Origin of the sequence: Rhodosalinus sp. 5P4, from assembly GCF_041365695.1 — a bacterium.
Classification (GTDB): Bacteria; Pseudomonadota; Alphaproteobacteria; order Rhodobacterales; family Rhodobacteraceae; genus Rhodosalinus.
In genome coordinates this window covers 16,500-37,567 of record NZ_JBGFSJ010000009.1, presented here as the reverse complement: position 1 = coordinate 37,567, position 21,068 = coordinate 16,500, and the positions used below count along the sequence as shown (strand labels likewise).

General features: G+C 64.8%; 31 protein-coding genes and 1 pseudogene. 9 read left to right on the top strand and 23 right to left on the bottom strand.

The window, feature by feature from the left end:
* Positions 1-35: 35 nt before the first annotated feature.
* The 3 genes from AB6A69_RS15420 to AB6A69_RS15410 all read right to left on the bottom strand — a co-directional run bounded on the left by AB6A69_RS15420 (position 36) and on the right by AB6A69_RS15410 (position 1,621).
* On the bottom strand, positions 36-461 hold the full coding sequence (locus AB6A69_RS15420) for an EF-hand domain-containing protein (protein ID WP_371061437.1): 426 nt from the start codon (positions 459-461) through the stop codon (positions 36-38).
* 66 nt (positions 462-527) lie between these two features.
* Positions 528-1,031, bottom strand: a complete 504-nt coding sequence (locus AB6A69_RS15415) for a cytochrome b (RefSeq protein ID WP_371061436.1) — start codon at positions 1,029-1,031, stop codon at positions 528-530.
* Positions 1,032-1,093: 62 nt separating this feature from the next.
* Positions 1,094-1,621: an EF-hand domain-containing protein gene (locus AB6A69_RS15410; protein WP_371061435.1), complete on the bottom strand. Its 528-nt coding sequence runs from the start codon at positions 1,619-1,621 to the stop codon at positions 1,094-1,096.
* Positions 1,622-1,794: 173 nt separating this feature from the next.
* Here AB6A69_RS15410 and AB6A69_RS15405 point away from each other — a divergent pair, with 173 nt between their 5' ends.
* Positions 1,795-2,526, top strand: coding sequence for a response regulator (locus tag AB6A69_RS15405; RefSeq protein ID WP_371061434.1), 732 nt, complete (start codon positions 1,795-1,797; stop codon positions 2,524-2,526).
* Positions 2,526-3,893, top strand: coding sequence for an ATP-binding protein (locus tag AB6A69_RS15400; protein ID WP_371061433.1), 1,368 nt, complete (start codon positions 2,526-2,528; stop codon positions 3,891-3,893). The genes AB6A69_RS15405 and AB6A69_RS15400 overlap by 1 nt, the downstream gene beginning before the upstream one ends.
* On the opposite strand, the gene AB6A69_RS15395 is transcribed toward AB6A69_RS15400, so the two are convergent.
* Positions 3,882-5,201 carry an MFS transporter gene (locus AB6A69_RS15395; protein ID WP_371061432.1) on the bottom strand — a complete coding sequence of 440 codons (1,320 nt, stop codon included), beginning with the start codon at positions 5,199-5,201 and terminating at the stop codon, positions 3,882-3,884. The genes AB6A69_RS15400 and AB6A69_RS15395 overlap by 12 nt on opposite strands.
* Positions 5,202-5,209: 8 nt before the next feature.
* Positions 5,210-5,470, bottom strand: coding sequence for a metal-sensing transcriptional repressor (locus AB6A69_RS15390; RefSeq protein WP_371061431.1), 261 nt, complete (start codon positions 5,468-5,470; stop codon positions 5,210-5,212).
* A gap of 87 nt (positions 5,471-5,557) precedes the next feature.
* On the opposite strand from AB6A69_RS15390, the gene AB6A69_RS15385 reads away from it, so the two are divergent.
* Genes AB6A69_RS15385 through AB6A69_RS15375 form a run of 3 tightly spaced genes read left to right on the top strand, consistent with a single transcriptional unit; the run spans position 5,558 to position 7,361 of the window.
* On the top strand, positions 5,558-5,911 hold the full coding sequence (locus AB6A69_RS15385; RefSeq protein WP_371061430.1) for a hypothetical protein: 354 nt from the start codon (positions 5,558-5,560) through the stop codon (positions 5,909-5,911).
* Between the two features lie 58 nt (positions 5,912-5,969).
* Complete coding sequence (locus tag AB6A69_RS15380) at positions 5,970-6,698, top strand: HupE/UreJ family protein (RefSeq protein ID WP_371061429.1); 729 nt, start codon at positions 5,970-5,972, stop codon at positions 6,696-6,698.
* Between the two features lie 12 nt (positions 6,699-6,710).
* Positions 6,711-7,361 carry a transmembrane anchor protein gene (locus AB6A69_RS15375; RefSeq protein ID WP_371061428.1) on the top strand — a complete coding sequence of 217 codons (651 nt, stop codon included), beginning with the start codon at positions 6,711-6,713 and terminating at the stop codon, positions 7,359-7,361.
* 54 nt (positions 7,362-7,415) lie between these two features.
* On the opposite strand, the gene AB6A69_RS15370 is transcribed toward AB6A69_RS15375, so the two are convergent.
* The 3 genes and pseudogenes from AB6A69_RS15370 to AB6A69_RS15360 all read right to left on the bottom strand — a co-directional run.
* Entirely contained in the window at positions 7,416-7,676 is a 261-nt protein-coding gene (locus tag AB6A69_RS15370) for a hypothetical protein (protein WP_371061427.1), read from the bottom strand.
* Entirely contained in the window at positions 7,651-7,842 is a 192-nt protein-coding gene (locus AB6A69_RS15365) for a hypothetical protein (RefSeq protein ID WP_371061501.1), read from the bottom strand. The genes AB6A69_RS15370 and AB6A69_RS15365 overlap by 26 nt, the downstream gene beginning before the upstream one ends.
* Before the next feature lie 4 nt (positions 7,843-7,846).
* Positions 7,847-8,179, bottom strand: a pseudogene (locus AB6A69_RS15360) (peptidase M15); the annotation flags it as partial.
* A 47-nt stretch (positions 8,180-8,226) separates the two neighbouring features.
* On the opposite strand from AB6A69_RS15360, the gene AB6A69_RS15355 reads away from it, so the two are divergent.
* Positions 8,227-8,430 carry a hypothetical protein gene (locus AB6A69_RS15355; protein ID WP_371061500.1) on the top strand — a complete coding sequence of 68 codons (204 nt, stop codon included), beginning with the start codon at positions 8,227-8,229 and terminating at the stop codon, positions 8,428-8,430.
* Here AB6A69_RS15355 and AB6A69_RS15350 read toward each other — a convergent pair.
* From AB6A69_RS15350 to AB6A69_RS15295, 12 genes are all read right to left on the bottom strand, one after another.
* Positions 8,427-9,521, bottom strand: coding sequence for an IS630 family transposase (locus AB6A69_RS15350; RefSeq protein WP_371061426.1), 1,095 nt, complete (start codon positions 9,519-9,521; stop codon positions 8,427-8,429). The genes AB6A69_RS15355 and AB6A69_RS15350 overlap by 4 nt on opposite strands.
* A gap of 67 nt (positions 9,522-9,588) precedes the next feature.
* Positions 9,589-10,346 (bottom strand): IS5 family transposase gene (locus AB6A69_RS15345; RefSeq protein WP_371061425.1). Its coding sequence is split into 2 segments (ribosomal slippage): positions 9,589-10,025 and positions 10,025-10,346, totalling 759 coding nucleotides; the frame shifts between segments, so codons are not numbered across the junction.
* A 372-nt stretch (positions 10,347-10,718) separates the two neighbouring features.
* On the bottom strand, positions 10,719-11,252 hold the full coding sequence (locus AB6A69_RS15340; protein ID WP_371039407.1) for a hypothetical protein: 534 nt from the start codon (positions 11,250-11,252) through the stop codon (positions 10,719-10,721).
* Positions 11,253-11,326: 74 nt separating this feature from the next.
* Positions 11,327-11,506, bottom strand: coding sequence for a hypothetical protein (locus tag AB6A69_RS15335; RefSeq protein WP_371039408.1), 180 nt, complete (start codon positions 11,504-11,506; stop codon positions 11,327-11,329).
* 90 nt (positions 11,507-11,596) lie between these two features.
* Complete coding sequence (locus tag AB6A69_RS15330) at positions 11,597-12,403, bottom strand: transglutaminase family protein (RefSeq protein ID WP_371061494.1); 807 nt, start codon at positions 12,401-12,403, stop codon at positions 11,597-11,599.
* A gap of 34 nt (positions 12,404-12,437) precedes the next feature.
* Positions 12,438-13,178 carry a hypothetical protein gene (locus AB6A69_RS15325; protein ID WP_371061424.1) on the bottom strand — a complete coding sequence of 247 codons (741 nt, stop codon included), beginning with the start codon at positions 13,176-13,178 and terminating at the stop codon, positions 12,438-12,440.
* A 256-nt stretch (positions 13,179-13,434) separates the two neighbouring features.
* Positions 13,435-13,920, bottom strand: coding sequence for a hypothetical protein (locus AB6A69_RS15320; RefSeq protein ID WP_371061423.1), 486 nt, complete (start codon positions 13,918-13,920; stop codon positions 13,435-13,437).
* A gap of 297 nt (positions 13,921-14,217) precedes the next feature.
* Positions 14,218-14,649 carry a phosphate-starvation-inducible PsiE family protein gene (locus AB6A69_RS15315; RefSeq protein ID WP_371061422.1) on the bottom strand — a complete coding sequence of 144 codons (432 nt, stop codon included), beginning with the start codon at positions 14,647-14,649 and terminating at the stop codon, positions 14,218-14,220.
* Positions 14,650-14,702: 53 nt separating this feature from the next.
* Positions 14,703-15,791, bottom strand: a complete 1,089-nt coding sequence (gene hflC / locus AB6A69_RS15310) for a protease modulator HflC (RefSeq protein WP_371061421.1) — start codon at positions 15,789-15,791, stop codon at positions 14,703-14,705.
* Positions 15,788-16,855, bottom strand: coding sequence for an FtsH protease activity modulator HflK (gene hflK, locus AB6A69_RS15305; protein ID WP_371061420.1), 1,068 nt, complete (start codon positions 16,853-16,855; stop codon positions 15,788-15,790). The genes hflC and hflK overlap by 4 nt, the downstream gene beginning before the upstream one ends.
* A gap of 105 nt (positions 16,856-16,960) precedes the next feature.
* The gene (locus AB6A69_RS15300; RefSeq protein WP_371039414.1) at positions 16,961-17,305 is read right to left on the bottom strand and encodes a hypothetical protein; all 345 of its coding nucleotides are present in this window, start codon (positions 17,303-17,305) and stop codon (positions 16,961-16,963) included.
* Complete coding sequence (locus AB6A69_RS15295) at positions 17,302-17,616, bottom strand: hypothetical protein (protein WP_371039415.1); 315 nt, start codon at positions 17,614-17,616, stop codon at positions 17,302-17,304. The genes AB6A69_RS15300 and AB6A69_RS15295 overlap by 4 nt, the downstream gene beginning before the upstream one ends.
* A 432-nt stretch (positions 17,617-18,048) precedes the next feature.
* Here AB6A69_RS15295 and AB6A69_RS15290 point away from each other — a divergent pair, with 432 nt between their 5' ends.
* The gene (locus tag AB6A69_RS15290; RefSeq protein ID WP_371061419.1) at positions 18,049-18,351 is read left to right on the top strand and encodes a hypothetical protein; all 303 of its coding nucleotides are present in this window, start codon (positions 18,049-18,051) and stop codon (positions 18,349-18,351) included.
* On the top strand, positions 18,348-18,737 hold the full coding sequence (locus tag AB6A69_RS15285; protein ID WP_371039417.1) for a hypothetical protein: 390 nt from the start codon (positions 18,348-18,350) through the stop codon (positions 18,735-18,737). Before AB6A69_RS15290 ends, AB6A69_RS15285 begins: the two co-directional genes overlap by 4 nt.
* A gap of 402 nt (positions 18,738-19,139) precedes the next feature.
* Here AB6A69_RS15285 and AB6A69_RS15280 read toward each other — a convergent pair whose 3' ends face one another.
* Together AB6A69_RS15280 and AB6A69_RS15275 are read right to left on the bottom strand one after the other, a co-directional pair.
* Positions 19,140-19,331 (bottom strand): Thivi_2564 family membrane protein, encoded by a 192-nt coding sequence (locus AB6A69_RS15280; protein WP_371039418.1) that lies wholly within the window; start codon positions 19,329-19,331, stop codon positions 19,140-19,142.
* 97 nt (positions 19,332-19,428) lie between these two features.
* Positions 19,429-19,641 carry a DUF3185 family protein gene (locus AB6A69_RS15275; protein WP_371039419.1) on the bottom strand — a complete coding sequence of 71 codons (213 nt, stop codon included), beginning with the start codon at positions 19,639-19,641 and terminating at the stop codon, positions 19,429-19,431.
* Positions 19,642-19,961: 320 nt separating this feature from the next.
* On the opposite strand from AB6A69_RS15275, the gene AB6A69_RS15270 reads away from it, so the two are divergent.
* Positions 19,962-20,150 (top strand): hypothetical protein, encoded by a 189-nt coding sequence (locus AB6A69_RS15270; RefSeq protein ID WP_371039420.1) that lies wholly within the window; start codon positions 19,962-19,964, stop codon positions 20,148-20,150.
* A gap of 58 nt (positions 20,151-20,208) precedes the next feature.
* Here AB6A69_RS15270 and AB6A69_RS15265 read toward each other — a convergent pair whose 3' ends face one another.
* Positions 20,209-20,943, bottom strand: coding sequence for a Crp/Fnr family transcriptional regulator (locus tag AB6A69_RS15265; RefSeq protein WP_371061418.1), 735 nt, complete (start codon positions 20,941-20,943; stop codon positions 20,209-20,211).
* Between the last annotated feature and the right edge of the window lie 125 nt (positions 20,944-21,068).

The following is a 21,068-nucleotide window of genomic DNA, read 5'->3' as shown; positions in this document are numbered from 1 at the left end:
TGTGACACGGGGGGCGCAGCCGCGCCCCCAAGCGTTTACATGGCGAAATCGTCGAGCGTGATGATACCATCGCCATCGTTGTCGAGTTCGGCGAACCAGGCGTCCGTGCCGGCGAGGAATTCTTCGCGTCCGACGACACCGTCACCGTCCGTATCGCTGGCGGTCAGGCTCATGCCATCGGCGACGGCCTGCATCTGGTCGCGCTGTTCGGCTTCGTAGTTGGCCACGTCATTGGCGCGCGCCTCGTCGAACAGGACGTATTCCTCGGCGTCGAGGATGTCATTCTGATCGGCATCGAAGGCCATGAACACGTTGCCGCGCATTTCGCGCAATTCTTCCAGTGTTGCCTCGCCGTTTCCATCAAGGTCCCAGCTTTGCATGAACTGGTCTCCGGGCGTGGTCTGGGCCAGCGCAGCGGTGGCGGTGAGGGCAAGGACGGCGGGGATGAGGTGGCGTTTCATGGCTGTATTCCTTGATTTTTCGGGCGTGGAGTTGACCGATCCGGCTGTCCGCATTGGGCGCTCAATTCAGGCAGACGGGCGGATCATCCGCCGCATCATGTTGTTCTTGAGAACGAGGCGGTGGAACGGCACCGCGAGCACGTGCAGCGCGATGAAGGTTAGCAGCACGACCTTGAGGACGTTGTGGGCCTGTGCGGCGGGTGTCAAGTCACCGAACCAGGCCAGCGAGCCGGTCACGGCCATCGCCGCGAGCACCGCGTAGAAAGCCCAATGCGCGATGTGGCTCAGGGTCTTGAGCGGCGCGGGCTCGTTCTCGGGGGCCGCAGGCACGCCGCGGCGCAACTGCAGGACAAGACGCCAGACGACGAAGGCGAGGATCAATGCGCCGCCCGCCACATGGGCGAGGATCAGCGGATCGAAGGCATAGGTCTCGCCCGCGCGGATCGCATCCCAGGCGCCCGAGATGGCGTCCTTGAAGATGTACTGCCCGGCGACGAGCACGGCGACGGCCCAATGCAGGGCGATCTGGGTGGCGGAATATCCTTGTGGAGCGGTTGTCGTGGCGGTCATGGCTCAGGTCCCTCGTCGTGCGCGGCAGCCGGCGCCGTTGCGACGCCGACCGCACGCTTGTGTCATTGCCGGTCTTTATCGGCGCCGTGCATGCGCTGCATGCGGGCCATCATCTGCGCCGGGAACGCCATCTCCTCGGCGCTGATCTCGCCGTCATCGTCGGCATCGAGCATGGTGAAGGGCCGCTCGGCCATGCCCCGGGTGACCTCGGCGAAGAGGGCCGCGAACTCGTCCGAGGACAGCGCGCCATTCCCGTCAGCATCGTGCTCGGTGTGCAGCGCGGCGATGCCTGCCTCGAGTTCGGCCGCCGTCACCGTGCCGTCCTCGTCGGAGTCGAAGGACTGGTAGACCGGGTTGTCTGCCATGCCGGTCATGCCCATCGGTCCATGGCCTCCGCGCTGCATCATCACGCCGGAACCGCGGCCGTCCTGCATGACGCCGGCCTGGTCGCCATGCATCATCTGCATCATCTGTCGCGGTCCCCAACCGTCATGCGGACCCCAGCCACCGGCGATGGCGGGGATGGGGATGGCGCCGATCACGGCGGCGGTGGCGGCCGCGCCGAGGGTCAGAATGGTCTTGCGTTTCATGGGTCACCTCTTCGGGTTTCTCGTTTCGATGAGGCGAAGATGGCGGCCCCTTGTCGCAGAAGCGTGCCGGTCCGCCCCCCGAATTGTATCGCTCTGTCGCAAATCCGGCCGGTTGCGACGGATCCCGACAGAATACTCTCCCGAACAGGGCCACCCCGCGCTATCAAGGACTTATGACCGATCCCGCCCGCGCACCGCATATTCTTGTCGTCGACGATCATCGCGAAATCCGCGATGCGGTGACGCGCTACCTCGAAAAAAGCGGCCTGCGCGCAAGCGCCGCCAAGGACGTGCCCGAAATGGACGCGGCGCTTCGCGCGGGCCGCTTCGATCTCGTCGTGCTCGACGTGATGATGCCGGGGGAAGACGGGCTGTCGGCGGCGCGTCGGCTGGCTGCGGCAGGCGGCCCGCCGGTGCTGATGCTCAGCGCGCTTGGCGAGGATACCGACCGGATCGTCGGGCTCGAGGTCGGCGCCGACGACTACCTGGTGAAGCCCTTCAACCCGCGCGAGCTGCTGGCGCGGGTGAAGGCGATCCTGCGCCGCTCCGACCGGCCCGAGCCGCTGGCGGGCGCGCTTGGCGGGCGCAAGCTGGCCTTCGCGGGATGGGTTCTGGACACCGACACGCGCGCGCTGACGCACGAGGACGGGCGTGCGGTCTCGCTCACCACGGCGGAGTTCAAGCTGCTGACGGCCTTCATTGAGCGGCCGCGCTTCGTGCTGTCGCGCGACCAGCTCCTCGACATCACCAGCGGCCGCACGGCAGACGTGTTCGATCGGACCATCGACAACCAGGTGAGCCGCCTGCGCCGCAAGATCGAGGACGACCCGGCGCACCCGCAGATCATCGCGACGATCCGGTCGGGCGGCTACAGCCTTGCCGCCGACGTCCGCGAGGTGACGTGATGCGTCTCGTCCCCCGCAGCCTGCTCGGCCAATTGGCGCTGCTGATCCTCGGGGCCTTCCTCGCTGCGCAGGCGATCAGCATCTGGCTCTTCGCCGACGAACGCGGCGCGGCGATCCGCGCGGCGCAACGATTCGAGACGGTCGAACGTGCTGAAGCGGTGGCCCGCGCGCTCGATGCGGCGCCAACCGAGAGCCGGGAGAGCATCCTCGCGGCGGTGAACTCCCGCCTCGTCCGGTTCGGGGTGGGCGATGCGCCCCTGGTCGAGACAGGGCGCATGGAGTTGCCGGCGCTCGAAGGCGGCGACATCCGCGCGACGGAAATCACCGTGTCGCCGCATGATGGACAGCCCGCAGAGCCGCCCGCCGCCTTCGCCTGGCTACACGAGCGGATGCGCGCGGCGGGCGTCGCGCCGGTGGAGTTCCGGATTTCGATCTTGCTTGCAGGAGGAGACTGGCTCAACGTCCAAGCGCGGTTCCAGAGGCCGGACATCCAGGCGCCGCCCGCGCTCATGGGCGCCACGCTTCTGTCGCTGGCGCTCCTAATGGCGGCGCTCTGGGTCGGGCTCGGGCGGATCACCCGGCCGCTCCGGCAGCTTGCCGACGCCGCGGACGGGTTCGGCCTCGATGCGCCCGCGCCGGAGATGCCGAGGCACGGTCCGCGCGAGGTGCGCGCCCTGTCGGACGCACTCGGGCGCATGCATGCGCGCCTTACGTCCATGATCGCAGATCGCACGGGCATGCTCGCCGCGCTCGGCCACGACCTGCGTTCTCCCATCACGGCGCTGCGGGTCCGTGCGGAGATGGTCGATGACGACGAGACGCGCGAACGGATGGCCGCCACGCTCGACGAGATGCAGGATATGGTGGACTCGACGCTGGCCTACGCGCGGGGTGTTTCAACCGATCAGCCGATGGAGGCGTGCGATCTTGCCCTGCTCGTGGGCGAGCTCGCGGACGAGCTGTCCGAGACGGGTCCGCAGATCGCGGTGATGTCATCGGAACCGGTCCGGGCCGAGGTCCGCCGCATGGCGATCCGGCGCGCCCTGCGCAACCTGATGGAGAACGCGCAGCGCTACGGGAGCGGGGCGCGGGTGTCGGTCACGCAGCTTGGCGGTCGCGCGGAGATGCTGATCGAGGATGACGGTCCCGGCATCCCGGAGCAGGATCTGGAAAAGGTCTTTGACCCCTTCACCCGGCTCGAGACGTCGCGCTCGCGTGAGACCGGCGGGATCGGCCTCGGCCTGCCGATCGCGCGGGCCATCCTGCGCGCCCATGGCGGGGACGTGGTCCTGTCGAATCGCGCAGAGGGCGGATTGCGGGCAACGGCTCACCTGCCGCTGGTGCAGGTCCATCCCTCAGAGTTGTGAGCCCCAGCGAGGATGCTGGTCATCGACGACGAAGGGATGCGCGTGGTGGCGCTCGCCCTTGAGGTGGGGATGGTCGAGCGGCAGGTTGGCGTGTGTGTGCTCGAGGATATCGGGATCGTCTGACGGCCAGAGGCGCAGCGCGACGAGCGCGCCGGCGCCTGCCAGCGCCGCGAGCAGCCCCAACGCGGTGACCGGTCCGAACTGCGCCATCAACCAGCCCGACAGCGGATAGGTGACGAGCCAGCAGGCGTGGCTCAGCGCGAACTGCGCCGCGAAGAGCGCGGGGCGATCCTCGGCATGGGCCGAGCGGCGCAGGAGCCGGCCGGAGGGCGTGAGCACCGCCGAGTAGCCGAGGCCGATCAGCAGCCACGCGCCGAGGAGGAACGGCCAGTCGAGACCGAGGGTTGCGACCTCACCGGCCAGCGCCAGCAGCGTCAGCACCATGAGCGCGGCGCCGCCGACCATCACGGGGCGGTCGGGCACGCGATCCAGCAGGCGCGGCAAGGCCAGCGCCGCCAGCATCGAGCCCGCGCCGAAGGCGAACATCGTCCAGGCCAGCGCGCTTTCCGACAGACCCAGCGTGCCCCGCACCAGCACAACCGAGTTGACCAGCACCATGGCGCCCGCCGCGGCGGCGGCGAGGTTCAGCGCCAGAAGCCCCCGCAGGCGCGGCGTGGCGAGGTAGATGCGGATGCCGCGCGTCGTGCGGTCGTAGACGCCGCGCGGCTCGGACGGTTTCGGCGAAGGCAGCAGGACCGAGACGACCAGCACCGCAGAAGCCGCAAACCCCACCACCGTTCCAAGGAAGAGGGAATTGTAGCTCACCACCGCCAGCAGGAGCCCGGCCAGCATCGGGCTGACGATGTTCTCGAGGTCATAGGCCAACCGCGACAGCGACAGCGCGCGGGTATAGCGCGCCTCCTCCGGCAGAACGTCGGGGATCGTCGCCTGGAAGGTCGGCGTAAAGGCGGCGGAAGCCGATTGCAGCAGGAAGATCAGCACGTAGACCTGCCAGACCTCGGTGGCGAAAGGCAGGCAGAGCGCCGCGCCCGCTCGCAACAGATCGAGCCCCACCAGAAGTGCGCGGCGGTTTACCTTGTCGGCAAAGGCCCCGGCGATGGGCGCGATGCCCACATAGGCCACCATCTTGATCGTGAAGACCGTGCCCAGAACCATCGCGGCCCCTTCCCCGGCGAGATCGTAGGCGAGCAGACCAAGTGCCACCGTGGCCAGCCCCGTGCCGAGCAGCGCCACGACCTGCGCGAGGAACAGGTGGCGGTAGGTGCGCTCAGTGAGGATCTCCAGCATGGGCGGTCTCAAAGGTAGCGGGCGATGGCCTTGAGCTCGTCGCGGTCCGCGGGTGAATGGTCTGCATCGAGGCAATGGTCCATGTGATCGTGGATCAGCGCCCGCTTGGCGTTCACCACGGCCTTCTCGACTGCCTGAAGCTGCTGCGCGATCTCGAGGCAGGGCTTGCCCTCCTCGATCATGCCGATCACCGCGCGCAAATGACCGTCGGCGCGTTTCAGCCGGGCGATCAGGGCGGGATGGGTTGCGTGGATATGGGGCTTCGTCATAGAACGACGCTATCCTCCCCGGGGGGATAGAACAAGATGGCCCGCCACCGGGCTGCGGGCAGTCACGGGCGAAGCAGGCAAGGACCGATGAGATTTTTGGCGACACTCGGACGACAGGCGTTCGCGGCGGTTCTCTGCCTGTCGCTGGTCGTCTGGTCCGTCATGCCCGCAGCGACCCATGCGCCGACCGTCTTCGGGACGATTGAGGATCATCTGGAGATGATCGCGGATCACGGGCATTCCCACGAGTTCGAGGAAGACCTCTATTGGGCGATGCACGGCCACAGCCACGACGCGGCCGACCACGATCACAGCCAGGCGCTGCTGGCGCTCGGCGACCGAAGCAATCCGACCTCTGCCTACCGCGACGCATGGCGACTGAAGGCCTCTCCAGGTGGCGGGCACCACAGCTTCAGGATCGAACGACCTCCGCGTGCCTGATTGGTGCCGCGCCCGCGCGCGGCTTCACCGATCATCAATCGCACGAAAGGAGACTTCCATGAGTTCCAACTCGACGGGCCTGCACGCACTCGCGTCGCGACGCGTCACGGCCATCCTTCTGACAGCCCTTGCACTCTACGCCTCCAGCGTGGCGCAGGTGCTGGCCCATGACGTCACCCCCGGTGACGCGGGCTACATCCAGGAAATCTGGGGGGTGCACGTCATCTCCTTCATCTACCTCGGCGCCAAGCACATGGTGACGGGCCATGACCACATCCTTTTCCTTCTGGGGGTCGTGTTCTTCCTCTACCGGATGAAGGACGTCGCCATCTACGTCAGCATCTTCGCGGTCGGACACTCGGTGACGATGCTCGCCGGCGTCTGGTGGGGATGGGGCATCAACGCCTACATCATCGATGCGATCATCGGCCTGTCGGTCGTCTACAAGGCGCTCGACAACCTCGGCGCCTACCGCGCGTGGTTCGGCGTCCAGCCGAACACCAAGGCCGCGACGCTGATCTTCGGGCTCTTCCACGGCACCGGCCTCGCGTCGAAGATCATCGAATACGACATCTCGGACGACGGCCTGTTGTGGAACCTTCTGGCGTTCAACGTCGGCGTCGAGGTCGGCCAGATCCTCGCCCTCTTCGTGATCCTGATCGTGATGGGCTACTGGCGCCGGTCCGAGCGGTTCATGAGCCAGGCCGTGGTCGCGAACGTCATCATGGTGGGCCTCGGCCTCTGGCTCACCGTCTACCAGATCAACGGCTTTCTTGCGGCCGCTTAAGGAGAAATCGATATGCAACGCATCGAGAAAATGCGCGACACCATGCAGCTGAACGCGGAGAAGCCCGATCCGGCCCTCCTGCCGACGCCGAAACAACTGCGGCGCTCGACCATGGCCGCCGTGATCGGCGCGGCCGTCATCGGGGTCGGCGTCTACCTGCCGGCGGAATACGGGATCGACCCGACCGGCTTGGGGAATGTGCTTGGCCTCACCGAAATGGGCGAGATCAAGCAGCAGCTCGCCCTTGAGGCAGCAGAGGACGAGCTGATCCACGGTGGCGGCGACCAGTCCTCGAGCGTCATGGACGACATCTTCGGCCTCTTTGTCGGCGCGGCCCATGCGCAGGAAGCCTGGACCGACACGGTGACCTTCACGCTCGAGCCCGATGCGGCGACCGAGATCAAGCTCGTCATGGCCGAAGGCGACGTCGCCGAGTATTCGTGGGTCGCGGAGGGCGGCCGGATTAACTTCGACCTGCACGCCCATGGCGACGGTCAGTCCGTCGATTACGACCGGGGCCGTGGCGCGACCGACGGCGCAGGCAGCATCGAGGCGCCGTTCCCCGGCGAACACGGCTGGTTCTGGCGCAACCGCGACGACGCCGACGTGACCGTCACGCTGCAACTGCGCGGTGCCTACGGCGAAATCGTTCGGAGCGAGTGAAACTTCCGCGCCTGCGTAACCATCGCAGGCGCGCGCTTCCCGACGCCGACGAGTTCAACCGTCGCCCGCACATATGCGCGCCTGTCCCCGCATCACCGCGTAGTCGCTCAGCATATGCGCGATCGCTGAGCCTTCAGGCAGCATGAACAGTTCATCGGCTGCTTGCGCCTGGAACTCCCGGCTGTACGCGACGACCGGCGGGCACGCCCCGGCCCAGCCGAAGTCAGAAGCGCACGTAGCGCAGCCGCTCAACCAGATCGTCGCGAGAACGAGTGCGACGCGCCGCCGCCTACAGCATCCGTCTCTGTGCGTCATGGGCTTTCTTCATGGTCTCGAGCCGCTTGGCCAGCCGGCCGGCGCGCTTGCCAGAGCGGCGCAGGATCAGCAGGAACAGAAGGATCGAAAGGGCGGTGACGCTGTGGCGGAGAACCGTGCGCAACCATGCCGATCCGGCGAGCGTGGCGAGGAGCCCGCCGATCATCGCCGCCCCGCTTCCAGTAGTCGAGCCGAGCGTAGATCGTGACTGCGATGCCCCCGAGGGCGACGGCGATGAATACCCAGCGCAGGGTATCGAGATACGGGACGAGCGGCAGGATCGCGGCCTAGGTCTCCGCCAACACCTGCTGGGCAACCTCGACTTCGGCCGCTCCGAGCGTCGCGACGCCTGCCGCTCCACCGCCCTTCATGGTCCGGCTCTGCGCCAGGACCTCGCGCGCCGGCAGGGTCTCGGCGGCGAAGGGTACGGTTCGCGCGGGCAAGCGCTCGCCCCACTGACGCGCCGGGCCGAGGTCGATGTGCATGAAGCCCGAGCGGGGGTAGCCGCGGCGTTGGCCTCGACAAGGCCGACGCGACGTCCGACCCAGCCATGTGCCGTACGCGACAGAACAAACTCGCCATTTCCTCCAGTTCGAAGGAACTGGCTGAAACCGGATTGCCTGACACCCTGACCGATCTGACCACACCGCAGCTCGACGAGACGAGTTTCGCCGCAATCGACCACGACCGGCTGCTGTCCCCTGCCATCAGCACGCATCCGCCCCGCATCCTGAGCCTAGTCACCCGAATCTAAAGTTCGGCGCATAGGGTCTGCTGCGTTCGCTGGCAGAGCCGTTTGACGGATGCGAGGATTTCATCGGCGGACTTGACCCATCTGTAGGGCTTGGGATTTTCATTATGGGCCTCGATAAAGGCGACGATGTCGGCCTCCAGTTCGGCGGTGGAGCGATGCACACCGCGTTGCAACTGCTTCCGGGTCAGTTCCGCGAACCAACGTTCCACTTGGTTGATCCAGCTGGCTGATGTCGGGGTGAAGTGGATGTGCCAGTGCGGGCGGCGGGCCAGCCAGGCCTTGATTTTCGGCGTCTTGTGCGTGGCGTAGTTGTCCATCACCAGATGCACGTCCGGCCCTTCCGGCACCGCGGCGTCGATCTTTTTCAGAAAATCGAGGACCTCAGTTGCCCGGTGGCGCTTGTAGCATTTCCCAATCACCGCGCCTGTTGCGATGTCGAGCGCAGCGAACAGCGAGGTTGTTCCGTGACGGACATAGGTATGGGTTCTCCGCTCGGCGACACCGGGCGCCATCGGCAGCACCGGCTGCTCGCGGTCCAATGCCTGGATCTGGGATTTCTCGTCCACGCACAACACGATGGCTCGGTTCGGCGGCGACATGTAGAGACCGACGATGTCCTGCACCTTATCGACAAACAGCGGATCAGTGGACAGCTTGAACGTCTCGCTCCGGTGGGGTTGCAGCCCGAAGGCGGTCCAGATCCTGCGGATCGTGGTGTGCGACAGGCTCGTCTCGGCGGCCATGGTCCGGATCGACCAATGGGTGGCGTCCTTGGGCGTCGTGTTCAGCGTGCGCTCGATCACCTCAGCCACCTGCGCGTCAGACACAGTGCGCGGCCGACCGGGGCGGTATTCATCGGTGAGACCTTCGATCCGATCCTTCACGAAACGCCGGCGCCATTTTCCGACAGTGTGTTCATGGACTCCGAGCCGAGCACCGACTTCTTTGCTTTGCAGCCCGTCCGCACAAAGTAGGATCATACGGCATCGGTCCGAAAGCGATCGCGCCGCCTTGTGTCGCCGAACCTGTGCCTCCAGAAAGGTTCGCTCCTCGTCGCTCAGAACCACCTCGTCCGCCACACGCCCCACCATCGCATCGGCTCCTCATATATGTCAGACAATGATACGAACTATGGTTCCGGGTGACTAGGCTCAGGACTCATAGCCAGTAGATGACCATAGCGGCGAGAGCGATGGCCGAGAGGAAGACCTTCGAGCACCGGTCATAGCGCGTGGCCACCCGCCGCCAGTCCTTGAGCCTGCCGAACATGATCTCGATCCAGTTTCGGCGTTTGTAGCGGCGCTTGTCATATTTGACCGGCTTGTTGCGCTGTTTCCGACCAGGGATGCAGGCGCGTACCCCCTTGTCTTTCAGCGCTTCCCGGAACCAGTCAGCGTCATAGCCGCGGTCCCCGAGCAGCCAGTCGACATCCGGCAGACTGTCGCAAAGCGCCCGCGCACCGATGTAGTCGCTGACCTGTCCCGCCGTCACGAACAGGTTCAGCGGGCGTCCCTGGCTGTCGCAAATGGCGTGCAGCTTGGTGTTCATGCCGCCCTTGGTGCGTCCGATCAGGCGGCCGCGCCCCCCTTTTTGACGCCCAGACTGGACGCGGTGCGGTGGGCTTTCAGGTAGGTGGCGTCGATCATCACGGTCTTCTTCTCGCCGTGCCCGGCAGCCAGTCCAGCCATCATCTTCGCGAAGATGCCTTTATCGCTCCAACGTTTCCAACGGTTGTAGAGCGTCTTGTGGGGCCCATATTCCTTCGGCGCATCTCGCCATCGCAACCTATTGCGTTTGATGAATATAATCCCACTGAGGACGCGCCGGTCATCGACGCGCGGCTTGCCGTGGGACTTCGGAAAACAGGGCTCCAGACGTGCCATCTGCGCGTCGCTCAGCCAGAAGAGATCAGACATGTTCACCGCCCGGTTTTCGCGCGGTGAATCATGCCCTTCGACTGAAATCAATGGGTCCTGAGCCTAGCAGCCCGGCTGCCCGGACCACCTCACGCCGCCAAACCGTAATATCGTCTCCGCCGCGGCTAATTCCACTGCGCAATGCCGGTAGAGTCAGGATGGTTCAGCGGCGGCGCGATGACCCGGAGCTATCGGGCACGGCGTTTCGCCAGGCGTTCAATCCCTTGCAGCGCCGACAGATCCGCTCTCCGAACCCTTCGCTCCAGAAATGGGTTTCGCACCGCAGGCATTGGCGTTCCTGCGGAACGTCGCGCCGGGCCCGAACGGTCGTAATGCACGGCGTTGCGCCTTCCGCCATGGCCTTGCCAGACATCAAATCTGTCCCGCTAAGTGGCGGCTGCGCGATCGCGACGGTATTTCCGGCCTTGAAGGCATGCCTTCGTTTTCGGCGGCCCGGATTGACGCATCGTACCGCGTCCTTTGGGTGGTCGTCATCGACGCCGGCATATTCAGATCGGGATCAGGCGTCCCGCGGCCTGAATAGAGATGCCGCAGATGTGCTTCGGAGACGCCATCGGCCTCCATCACGAGGCGCACCATCGGATCCGCCAACATTTCCTCGAGGAAGAAATCGGACAACGCCTTACCCGTCAGCTTGGCCCTCGCACGTGCATGGTCCAGGTCGGCAAGGGAAACGGTCAGTGTCCGCGCAAGTCCAGGATGCGATGTTCGGGGGTGAAGCTTTACAAGGACGGAGGCCTTCCACGCCTCGGGGTCCGCTTGATCCGGGGGTGAAACCAACTCCGTCTCGATCTCGTACTCTCCCGCCGGGAGCGTCTCGGCAAAACCCGGAACGGTGAACGGTCGAGAGAAAACCGCAACGGTCTTGCTCGTCAGATCTTCCATTGGCGTGATCCTCTCACTCATTGTTTCGGGTGGCCCGCGCCCCTTGAAAAGGGGGCGCGCAGCCGGTGTGGGTCTCAAGATGTCTTTGATTTCGCTGGCGCTCCGTCGTCGGCGGCCTTGGACTCGTTCTCCTTGGCAGAAGCCTTGGCGGTCTTTGCAGGCGTCGGCCTCATTGCGGCCGCAGCCCTGGCGGTCAGGTCCTTGAAGGACATGTCATCGATCCCTTGATTGGCCGACGCCATCTCCTCGTCCATGACGGACCGGGATGCTTGGCATCGGTACTACCTATATGGGGATCGAAGACCCGATTTACGATGGCGCATCGACAAGGAGGCCGAGGCGAGTCAGGCCAATTCATCCGTCCACACCTTGAATTCCGTCAATGTGTTCTGACCGAATGTCTGGGTCAAAGGGACATCGGCGGCATCGCGGCCGCGCGCGATCAGAATTCTCGCAAACCTCGGCTTGTTGTTGCGCGGGTCGAAAATGTGCCATTCACCAGAAAGGAACACCTCCATCCACGCGGCGAAGTCCCCCGGAGGATGAGGGAGAGGTTCACCGATGTCGCTCAGATATCCGGTACAGTAGCGTGCCGGAATATTCATGCAGCGACACAAGGCGATGGCGAGATGGGCGAAGTCGCGGCAGACACCCTGCCGCTCGGTCATTGTCTGCGACGCGGTGCGCGTCGCCTTCGCCTGCATGTAGTCGAAGCGGACATGTCCGTGCACGAAATCGCAGATCGCCTGGACGCGGGACCAACCGGGTTGCGTGGTCTCGAAAAGCCGCCAGGCTTCCTCCGAAAGAAGATCGGTTTCGCAATACCGGCTCCCCTGTAGGAACACGAGCGTATCGGATGGCAGATCCTGAACCGCATGCTGTTGCGCGTCGGGAAAGACGGGATCGGGCCGGCCCGTGTCGCGGAAGATGCCATCCGTCGACAGGCAGAAGTCGCCGGCCGGAGCCACGAGGCGCGTACACCAGTTGCCGAAGCCGCCCCGATAGCTTTCGAGCGGCACGCTCGGCGACGTGACGAGGTAATCGGCGCGCTCCAGATCGCCAAAGCGCGAGTAGTGGACGTTCAGCAGCGCGATCAGCGGCGTCGGATGGGGGAAGCTGTATCGCAGACGACACCCTATGCTGACGCGCATGCCGGACACAATGCCGCGCCTTGTCATGTCAAGATCACCGTCCAAGAATGCACACCCCGTCGGAAAGCTGGAAGCCTCGATTGCATCTCCATCGGTTGCCGGAACGGTCGAGAAAGGCGTTCTCCGGCAGATCGATAGCGACGCAGGCGCCGCTCAGCGGCTCGTACCCACGCTCACAGCTCCAGCCTGGTCCATAGGGCGCTTGGTCGAGAAACGCGTTTTCAGGCAAGACAATGACGTCGCATCCGTCATCGATCTTGACGAACCCTCTCTCGCAAGCCCAGGCGGCTCCGTAGTCTGCGTTGGTCAGATATGCGTCCTCTGGCACGGCAATCGGCATGCATGTCCCTTCAAGGGCCTCATAGCCACGATCGCAGGTCCATCCCGTCCCCGAGCTGTCTTCTGTCAGATAGGCGTGCTCGGGCAGGACGATTGGCACACATGCGTCGCGCTCTTGCCGGTAACCGCGTTCGCATTGCCACTTGTCGCCGTAAGACCGGAGGAAGGCGTTGGCGGGCACCGGTATGAGATTGCAGGACGTCCCGCTCACTTCCTGATACCCGCGGCCGCACTCCCACCCCGTCCCGGAGGAGCGCCCGGTTGGATTGGCATGCTCGGGGATATCGAGCGCCAAGCATTCGGCGCCGTCCACCCGGTAACCTAAATCGCAGACCCAACCGCCACCATAGCTGCGCGGCTGGGCGTTCTCGGGCATCGGGCCGATGCCATCCTGCGCAAGGACGGGGAAAGCGAAGGATGCGATCACAGCGGCCATGACTGCCGTCCTCGCGATCAGCCTCGCCAAGGGATGTCTCGTTGGTTCCTTGTGGTGTCCGATCGGCGCTCCCTCCTTAGCGGACCAGAGTCCGTCGGTTGCCCCGCTTGTCTTCGATAGCCCAAGCGTGAGCGTTCCGGACAAACGTCGGGTGCGCGCGGACGGTGGTGAGGGGGCCGTGAAATTCGGTTTCGACGGCATGCCTTCGTTCTCGGCCACCTGGATCGAGAAGTCCTGCGGAACTGTCGGATGAGTGCTACCGGTCATCGGGCGACAACTTGTGCAAGGCCGCAGCGGCAAGGGCATGTTCCTTCTGGTGGTAGTCGCCGCGAAACCTGCCATCGACCCTCACCTCCCATATGCCATTTCTTTCATGTACCTGAACCCCGCCTCGCAGCGTTGGCCGGTTCATGGAAGAACCTTGTCCTCCACTGCTCTTCGGCGGCACGGCTTGCTTGTCGGTCACGTCCGGCTCCTTCGCCTTGGGCGCGCGCACGTCTCCGAGGAGCATCACGGCGCGAATGAATTCTTCCGCGTAGTCGTCGGTTTCGCGGTGATCGTGTTCGTGCCGGGCCATCCGCATCGGTTCGACGAACCGTTCTCGCAGGTGGTCGATGAAACGTGGCTCGGCGCGGGCCATGTAGGCGATAAGCGCCTGCAGAACCCTTTCATGGGCCAGTACGCGCCGCTCGAGATCCGTTGCCTCTGTGGGGATCCCGGGAAGGCTTTCGACTGATGACATGGATGTTCCTCCTTCGCTCTGCGGGGGTGACCTGCGCGTCAGGTGTGGGAGCAACGACAGTCAGGCCGTCACCTCATCACCGTCCAGCCCGTAAGAAGCATTTACCAGTTGGGCCAACATCGCGTGCTGACGCAGGCTAGGACCGTGAAAATCCCACCTGCTCGTCTCGATCGAATGTGGAAAAACCGGCGTCGGTAGTCCGACTTCCATGAATAGTTTCGAGCCCTCAGTGAAAGAAACTCTTGGCCACGAGGGTGGTGGATGGCAAAAGACGCATGTCTTGAATGCGATCGAAGGTCATTGTGCACCCTGCTTGCCGATCGCCCAGATTATCACGAGCGCAGAGAGTGAAAGGAGAAGAATTGCGGCCGCCTCGATCAGAATGTTTTCCGGCGCCATTTCCTTGCCCTGCAGCACAACCAGACGACCGACCGCGGTGATGGCGATGAATATCGGATAGACAAAGACGGAGTTGCGCCGCGCATAGTAGACCGACACCATGCCAATCACCTCCAGATACAGAAACATCAGGAGGATATCGGCCAGCAGAATGGTTCCGAGCCGATAGATGGCCAGGATCTCGAAGACAACAGCGAGAAGTGTCATGGCCACAATAACCACAAGCAACAACCGCTCGATCATATGGAACAGACCGAGAGCAAATCGCCGTTCACCGCGCCCCGCCCCGGTGTCTCCATGTCGGTCATCGGCCTTGTCCGTCTCCGCCACGGATGGACTGTCGAGGTGGCCCTTACCCATGATGACGAACTCCAGCCATGAACCTACTGGCCGGGTTCGTCATCTGTCCGGGCAACGATCGGCGCCACAGTTTCTGTCCGGGGTCGGTCTTTGTGTGTTGACGGTATACCACCATCGCCCGGGACCGCGGGAGGGTCGCCAACGGGGTCTGCCTCTACCTGCATTCCGCGAAGGAATCTGAACAGGTCGCTGTCTGTCGTCAGGACGAGCGTCGTGTCGTCGGAAATCATGTCGCCATAGGCCTGCATGGTGCGGGTGAAGTCGAAGAATTCGACCGAAACGGCATCGACATTGTAAGCGCCAGCATAGATGTCCGCCGCAGCTGCATCGGCGGCGCCGCGGATTTCCTCGACGGCGCGATAGGCTTCGGACTGGATCTTGTTGAGATCCCGCACCCTGTTGCCTTGAATACGGGCCGCTTCGCCGTTGCCTTCGGACAGGAAGCGTTCGGCGATCTGTCGGCGTTCCGAGATCATGCGGTCATAGATCTTGGGCCGCACGCTCTCGTTGTAGTTTATGCGCTTGAAACGAATGTCGAGAAGCTCGATCCCGAAGACCCGCACCTTCTCGGCCGCCGCCTCGAAGATCTGCTGCTCGACCAGCGCCCGCCCCTTGGTGATGGGAACGAGCGCGCCGATATCCTGCGCAAGCTCCTGATCCGTCAGAAGATTGTCGCGCAGTGGCGTCCGCCCCTTGGTCGTCCGAATGATCTCGATGAGTTCATGCTTCGCGACGGCATTCCGCGTCTCGCTGCCGAGGATATCGTCGAGGCGCGACTGCGCGCTGCGCTCGTCGCGCAGGCGCAGGAAGTATTGCAGCGGGTCGGTGATCTGCCACCGCGCGAACAGATCGACGGAGATGTAGAGCTTGTCCTTGGTCGGCATGTCCGACGGCGAGCCATCCCACTCCAGGACCCGGCGATCGATCCGGTTGACCTCCTGAACGAAGGGCAATTTCACCTTGAGCCCCGCCTCGGTGATGGGCGGGCCCACGGGCTTGCCGAACTGGGTGATGATGGCCTGCTCCACTTCGCCGATCGTATAGACGGCGGAGGACGCCGTGACGACGCCGGCCAGGGCGATCCCCGCGGCAATGAACGAAATGGTCTTCACGGGGTCTCTCCTGTTCGTCGATTAAGGTTCAACAGCGGCAGGATGCTTGCCGTGGACCCGTCGACGATGATCTTGGAACCGATGCCCGGCAGAACATCCTGCAGGGTTTCGATGTAGATCCGGCGCCGCGTCACTTCGGGAGCCTGACGATATTCCGTCAGAAGCGCCGTGAAGCGGGCGGCGTCGCCCTCAGCCTCGTTGATCCGCCTCAGGCGGTACCCGTCGGCTTCGCGGATGCGCTGGTCCTTTTCGCCCTCGGCCAGAGGAATGACCCGGTTGTATTCGCGGCGGGCCTCGTTGATGATCCGCTCCTTTTCCTGCTGTGCCTGGTTGACCTCATTGAACGATGCCTGGACGGGCTGAGGCGGATTGATGTTCTTGAGCTGCACCTGGTCGATACTGATGCCCATGGCGTATTTGGTTGTAAGCGCCTGCATCTTCAGAAGCGCCTCGCTTTCGATCTCCTGGCGTCCGACGGTGATCACCTCGTCGACAGTGCGGTCCCCCACGACCTCGCGCATGACGGATTCCGACACGTAGCGCAGGGTCGCGCTCGGCTCGCGCACCTCGAAAAGGAACTTGCGCGGTTCGGGAATGCGATACTGCACCACCCACTCCACAAGCGCCGCGTTGAGGTCTCCGGTCACCATCTCGGTCTCGCGGCGGCCGTCGGTCGGGCTCTGATAGGGGTCCGTAGCGCCCGGCGTCGTGAAGCCGAACTCCTGTTTCAGCTGGCGCTTGACCGGCACCAGCGTTGTCGCGTCGACCCCGAACGGGATCTTGAAATGCAGCCCCGGCGGGATCTCGGCCGAGTACTTTCCGAACCGCTGGACGATCGCGACCGAGTCGCTGGGAACCGTGTACCAGGAGGACCAGGCCGCGACTGCCGCAAGCGCGATGGCGGCCCCGATCGCCAGACGCCTCACCGGCGGCGGGCCGTCCGGCAAGATACCGTGCAGCCGATCCCGGGCCTTTCGAAGAATTGCGTCAACCTCGGGAGGCGCGCGGGTCTGCCTGTTTTTCCATGGTCCACGGTCTCCAGATCCATTCTCATCAGACGGCATTGAAAGGTCCTCGCTTGGGTTTTTGCGTTTGGTTTGTGTGTCGCGCGCGTTTCACGGCGTGACGCGTTTTGCGCCATCACTCGGTCGGCTCTGACCAGCATGCCCTCAGAGGTCGAGTTCCTTCAGGCAGGCTTGCGCGATATCCCGGTCCGGGGCATCGGTTCCCGGCATGGTCGCCCAGCCGGCTGTCATGAGCGCGTCGCGCCGCTGGTAGGTCGAGGCAGCACGGATCGCTTCCATCTTGTCCGCCCGTGCCGGATCGGAGCGCGCCATGTCGAGGCAGACCGGCACCATGGAAGCGACGACATCGTCTCGGGACATCGCCATCGCCCTGTCGTTCGAGGTGCCACCGGTCACCCAGCCGCCCCATGTAAATCCGACAACGCCGACGAAGACAGCGCCGATCACGGCACCGTAGATGCCGGGCTTGAGCCATTCGGGAGTGTTCATGTTCTATCCTCCTGCGGGGAAAGCGCCGCTTCGCTGTGAGTGTTTGTCTCGGTGGTGGCCGCGTCCCGTCGCAGCGCCTCCTCGAGGTCGCTGTGCGAGATCGCGTGCGACACGCTGCGTCCGGCATGGCTGCCGCTGCCGCGCACTGTCAGGTAGGTCGCCGTGCGTCTCCAGCCCTCGAAGCTGAGCCCCTGCAGGAGTTCTTCCTCGACGACGACCTCGTAGGTGCCAGCGGGCAGTTCATCCGGGTAACCCGAGAGGGCGAACGGGGCGGAGAAGGTGACTGTCGATCGGGTCGAGCGCGTGGTCATGCGGGGCCTCCAGGATGTTGGCAGAGCCGTTGTCCATCGCCATTACCGGGACGCCATTGCGGCGCCGGGACGGTCGAACGGTTGGCCTCTTGTAGGCGAGAGCCGCTCGACGGGTGCTGACGCAGGTTAGTCCGGGGCCAGCGCGCGCTCTGCGTCGGCGCGCGGGGGTGGCGAACGGCCGGGCTGACCTGTGTAAGGGCGCGTGGGCCGACGCGTGCGTAGAATGGCTGAAATGGCTGCACGAAGGTGTCTGCGTTCGTCATGCCGCAAACGGCGAGCCGGCCGCCCCCCTTCCATCGAGGAGCACGATCACGATGTCCAAATCATTTGTTCTCAACCCCCACCCCCCCCGAACTCGAGCCTTTCCTTTACGCGTTCGTCGGCGAGGACCCCCGCGGAAGCCCGGTTACGGTTCTCTCGGCACTTGCGCGATTGAACCTCGACCCCTGGGCGGAGGCGGCAAACCTCGCGGCGCTTGGCCGGGAGGCAGCGGCGACCCGTTTCGGCGCGCTGCTGTCGCGCGTGCGCGACGTGCCGGCGCTCGGACAGGCGCATGGCCCGGTGGGGCGGGAACTGGCCCGTCTTCTTCCCGACCGCTCGGCGCGTCCCGGCAGGGCCGGTCCCGCATCGGCACAAGGGGCTCCGCTCGCGCCGGGTCTGGTCTGGGCGATCGTTGCCGTGCTTCTTCTCGCGGCGCAGATGATCTTCGGCGGCGGGTCGGGGACAGGCGAATGAAGCCCGCAATACCGGCCCCGCCCGCCGGAGGGTCTGCGCCGGAGGATTCCGCTACCCTCTGGGATCTCGAGGAACGGTTCTGGACCGGCGGTGCGGACAGCGCGCGCCGGATGACAGCGCGGGGCGCGGTCTTCGTCTTTCCCTATCCTGCCGGCATCCTTCAGGGCGATGCGATCTGGCGCGAGAAGGACGTCGCCCAGCGGTGGCGCTCCGTCGAGATGAGCGAGCGCTACCTCACGCGCGAGGGCGAGATCGCCGCTCTCGCCTACCGCGTCTCCGCCGAGCGGGCGGGCGAGCCCATCCGCAAGGCGGTCTGCACCTCGACCTATCTGAGGGACGACGGCAAGTGGCTGCGCCTGACCCACCAGCAGACGCCGGCACGATAGGCCAGGCAGCGCCCGCAGTGAGATCGGGATGGTGAGGGATCCGCGCGATGCTGCCGCGGGGCGCCTCGCCCCGGCTCGGATCGATGCTGCTAGCCAGCCTATGGCTTCGCCAGGGAATCGCCTGTATCGCTTCGGCGGGCCCGGCCGATCAGCGCGGCAGTGCCGTCAAGACGCCCACCGACATGGCGTCCTGCACCATTCGGGGCGCCGGAAGATGGTTGCCAGTTTTCGGGCATACTGTTGCCCCCGGCAATCTTGAGCCGGCCTCATCCAGTCGGATGACCGCCGGGAGGATGTCCACGGATGCATCGTTTGCGGCTAGGACGATCCGGTGCCGGGCCCTCGCCGAGAATGGCGGCGTCATCGCCACTGACAGGGCCAGCAGCGACGGCAGGGACGGCCTCAGCCACTGAAGCCGATTTCGCCGACACCGCCAAGAACCCCGAAGCCGCGCAGCAGCCAGAGGACGACCAGGATCACCACCGCCACGTTCAGGATCTGCTTTATCCTGCGGTCCATCGGGACATAGGTGTTGATAGCCCACAGCCCGACGCCGACGACGACAAGTGTGATGACCAGATTGACAAGAGACATTGAGTAGGACTCCCTGTGAGTGGATCATGCCGGGCCGCCAGCGGCCCGGCGCCGTGGGTCGGCGGCCCGGACCTCTTCCCGGGCGCCGCAACTCGGGTCAGACGCCGGCAAAGCCGCGCAGCAGCAGTCCGCCGCCGGCCACGACGCCGATCACGCCGCCGATCAGATACCACATCGTATTGCCGGTGAAGCGACCGGTCAGAGCCTCCGACATCTGCTCGACCGGCGCGTTCGATGCCCTCCATGCGAAGAAGAGCAGAGCGACGCCGACCACGAGGGCAACGGCGCCGATGATGCTTGGCAGTGTCATGCTGAGATCCCTTGATGCTTTTCTGCCCATTGCCTGGTCACACGACCGCTGTCGCGCGGCGGATAACCCTGACACGATTGAATACTGCAGATTCGCGTGCGGCTGCACTTACGTAGATCAGCCACGTGGGTCGCGAGTGTCGAAGCTAACCTGCGTCAGTGCGGCGGCGTGGAAGCGTCGATTACAAGAACGCAGCCCGCCAAATGTTGGCGGGCCTGTGTTCGAGTGGTTTCGTTACGCACAAGGCGGGCAGGTCTTCGATGAGATCTGTCCGCTTGTACGCGACCTGCACTCGGACGGTCCATGAAAGGACAACGCTCATGACCCCCGAACAGACCGCGACCGCCGACAAGATGAAATCCGTCAAGGCCGCCTGGGACAAGGCGCCCTCCGGCCCCAAGAAGGACGCTGCGCTCAAGCACTACCAAGCCGCCGAGAAGGCCCACACGGCGAAGGACGACGCCGAGACGAACAAGGAACTCGACGCGGCGAGCCACGCGCTCGGGTGACCCCGGTTGTCTGACACGATCGCCGGGCCGCCCGCCGCATTGCGGAGGGCGGCCCTTCTCATTTGAGCAGGGGGCCCGTCTGGTCCAGGTACGCGGAATCGAAATCGGCGAGGTTCACCAGTCCGCCAGTGTCGTGGACGGTCACATGGCCGTCGCGAAAGGTCACGAGGCCGCGCTCACGAAGCTGCCGCAACACGCGGTTCACATGGACCGCGCTCAGCCCCAGCGCATCGGCCAGATGATATTGCGTCAACGGGCAGACGAAGCCGGTCCTGTCGCCGAGACCCACGAGAGCCAGCCGCGACCCCAGTTCCAGCAGGAAATGCGCCATGCGGGCGTCCGCGTCGCGCCGCCCGATGCTGACGAGATGCTCGACCACCATCGCCTCGTCCCGTGAGGCCGCCCAGAGGATGGCCGTCGCCAGGCGCGGCGTCTCGGCGAGCGCTTCGAGAAGGTCGCTCGCCAGCACTTCGGCAGCCTCGATGTCCCCGACGGGCTCGAAGCTGTGGTCCGAGGTGCGCAGGAGAACGCTGCGCAACCCGAGAAAATCTCCGGGGATCTGAAAATCGACGATCTGGCGCGTCCCGTCGGCCTGGACCTTGTAAGAGCAGACCCACCCCGCCGAGAGGATGAAGGCCGCCTGCCCGGACTGCCCCTGATGCACCATGTCCCGCCCGGCGGCGAAGGTCCGGCGGCGCTGGTGCAGCCGCTCTAGCACGGCAAGCTCGACCTCCGACAGGGCGACGAAGGCCGAGAGCTTGCGGGTGAGCGGGCTTTTCGCTGCGATGGTCATGCGCCCCCTCGCGCTGCTGGCAATCCCGGTGGGGAAACTACCGGATTTTTCTCGCACGGCGGCTGCTTCAGATCAGTCCACGATACCAGATTTCCTGCGACAAAGGGTAGATCATCCCGGCGCGC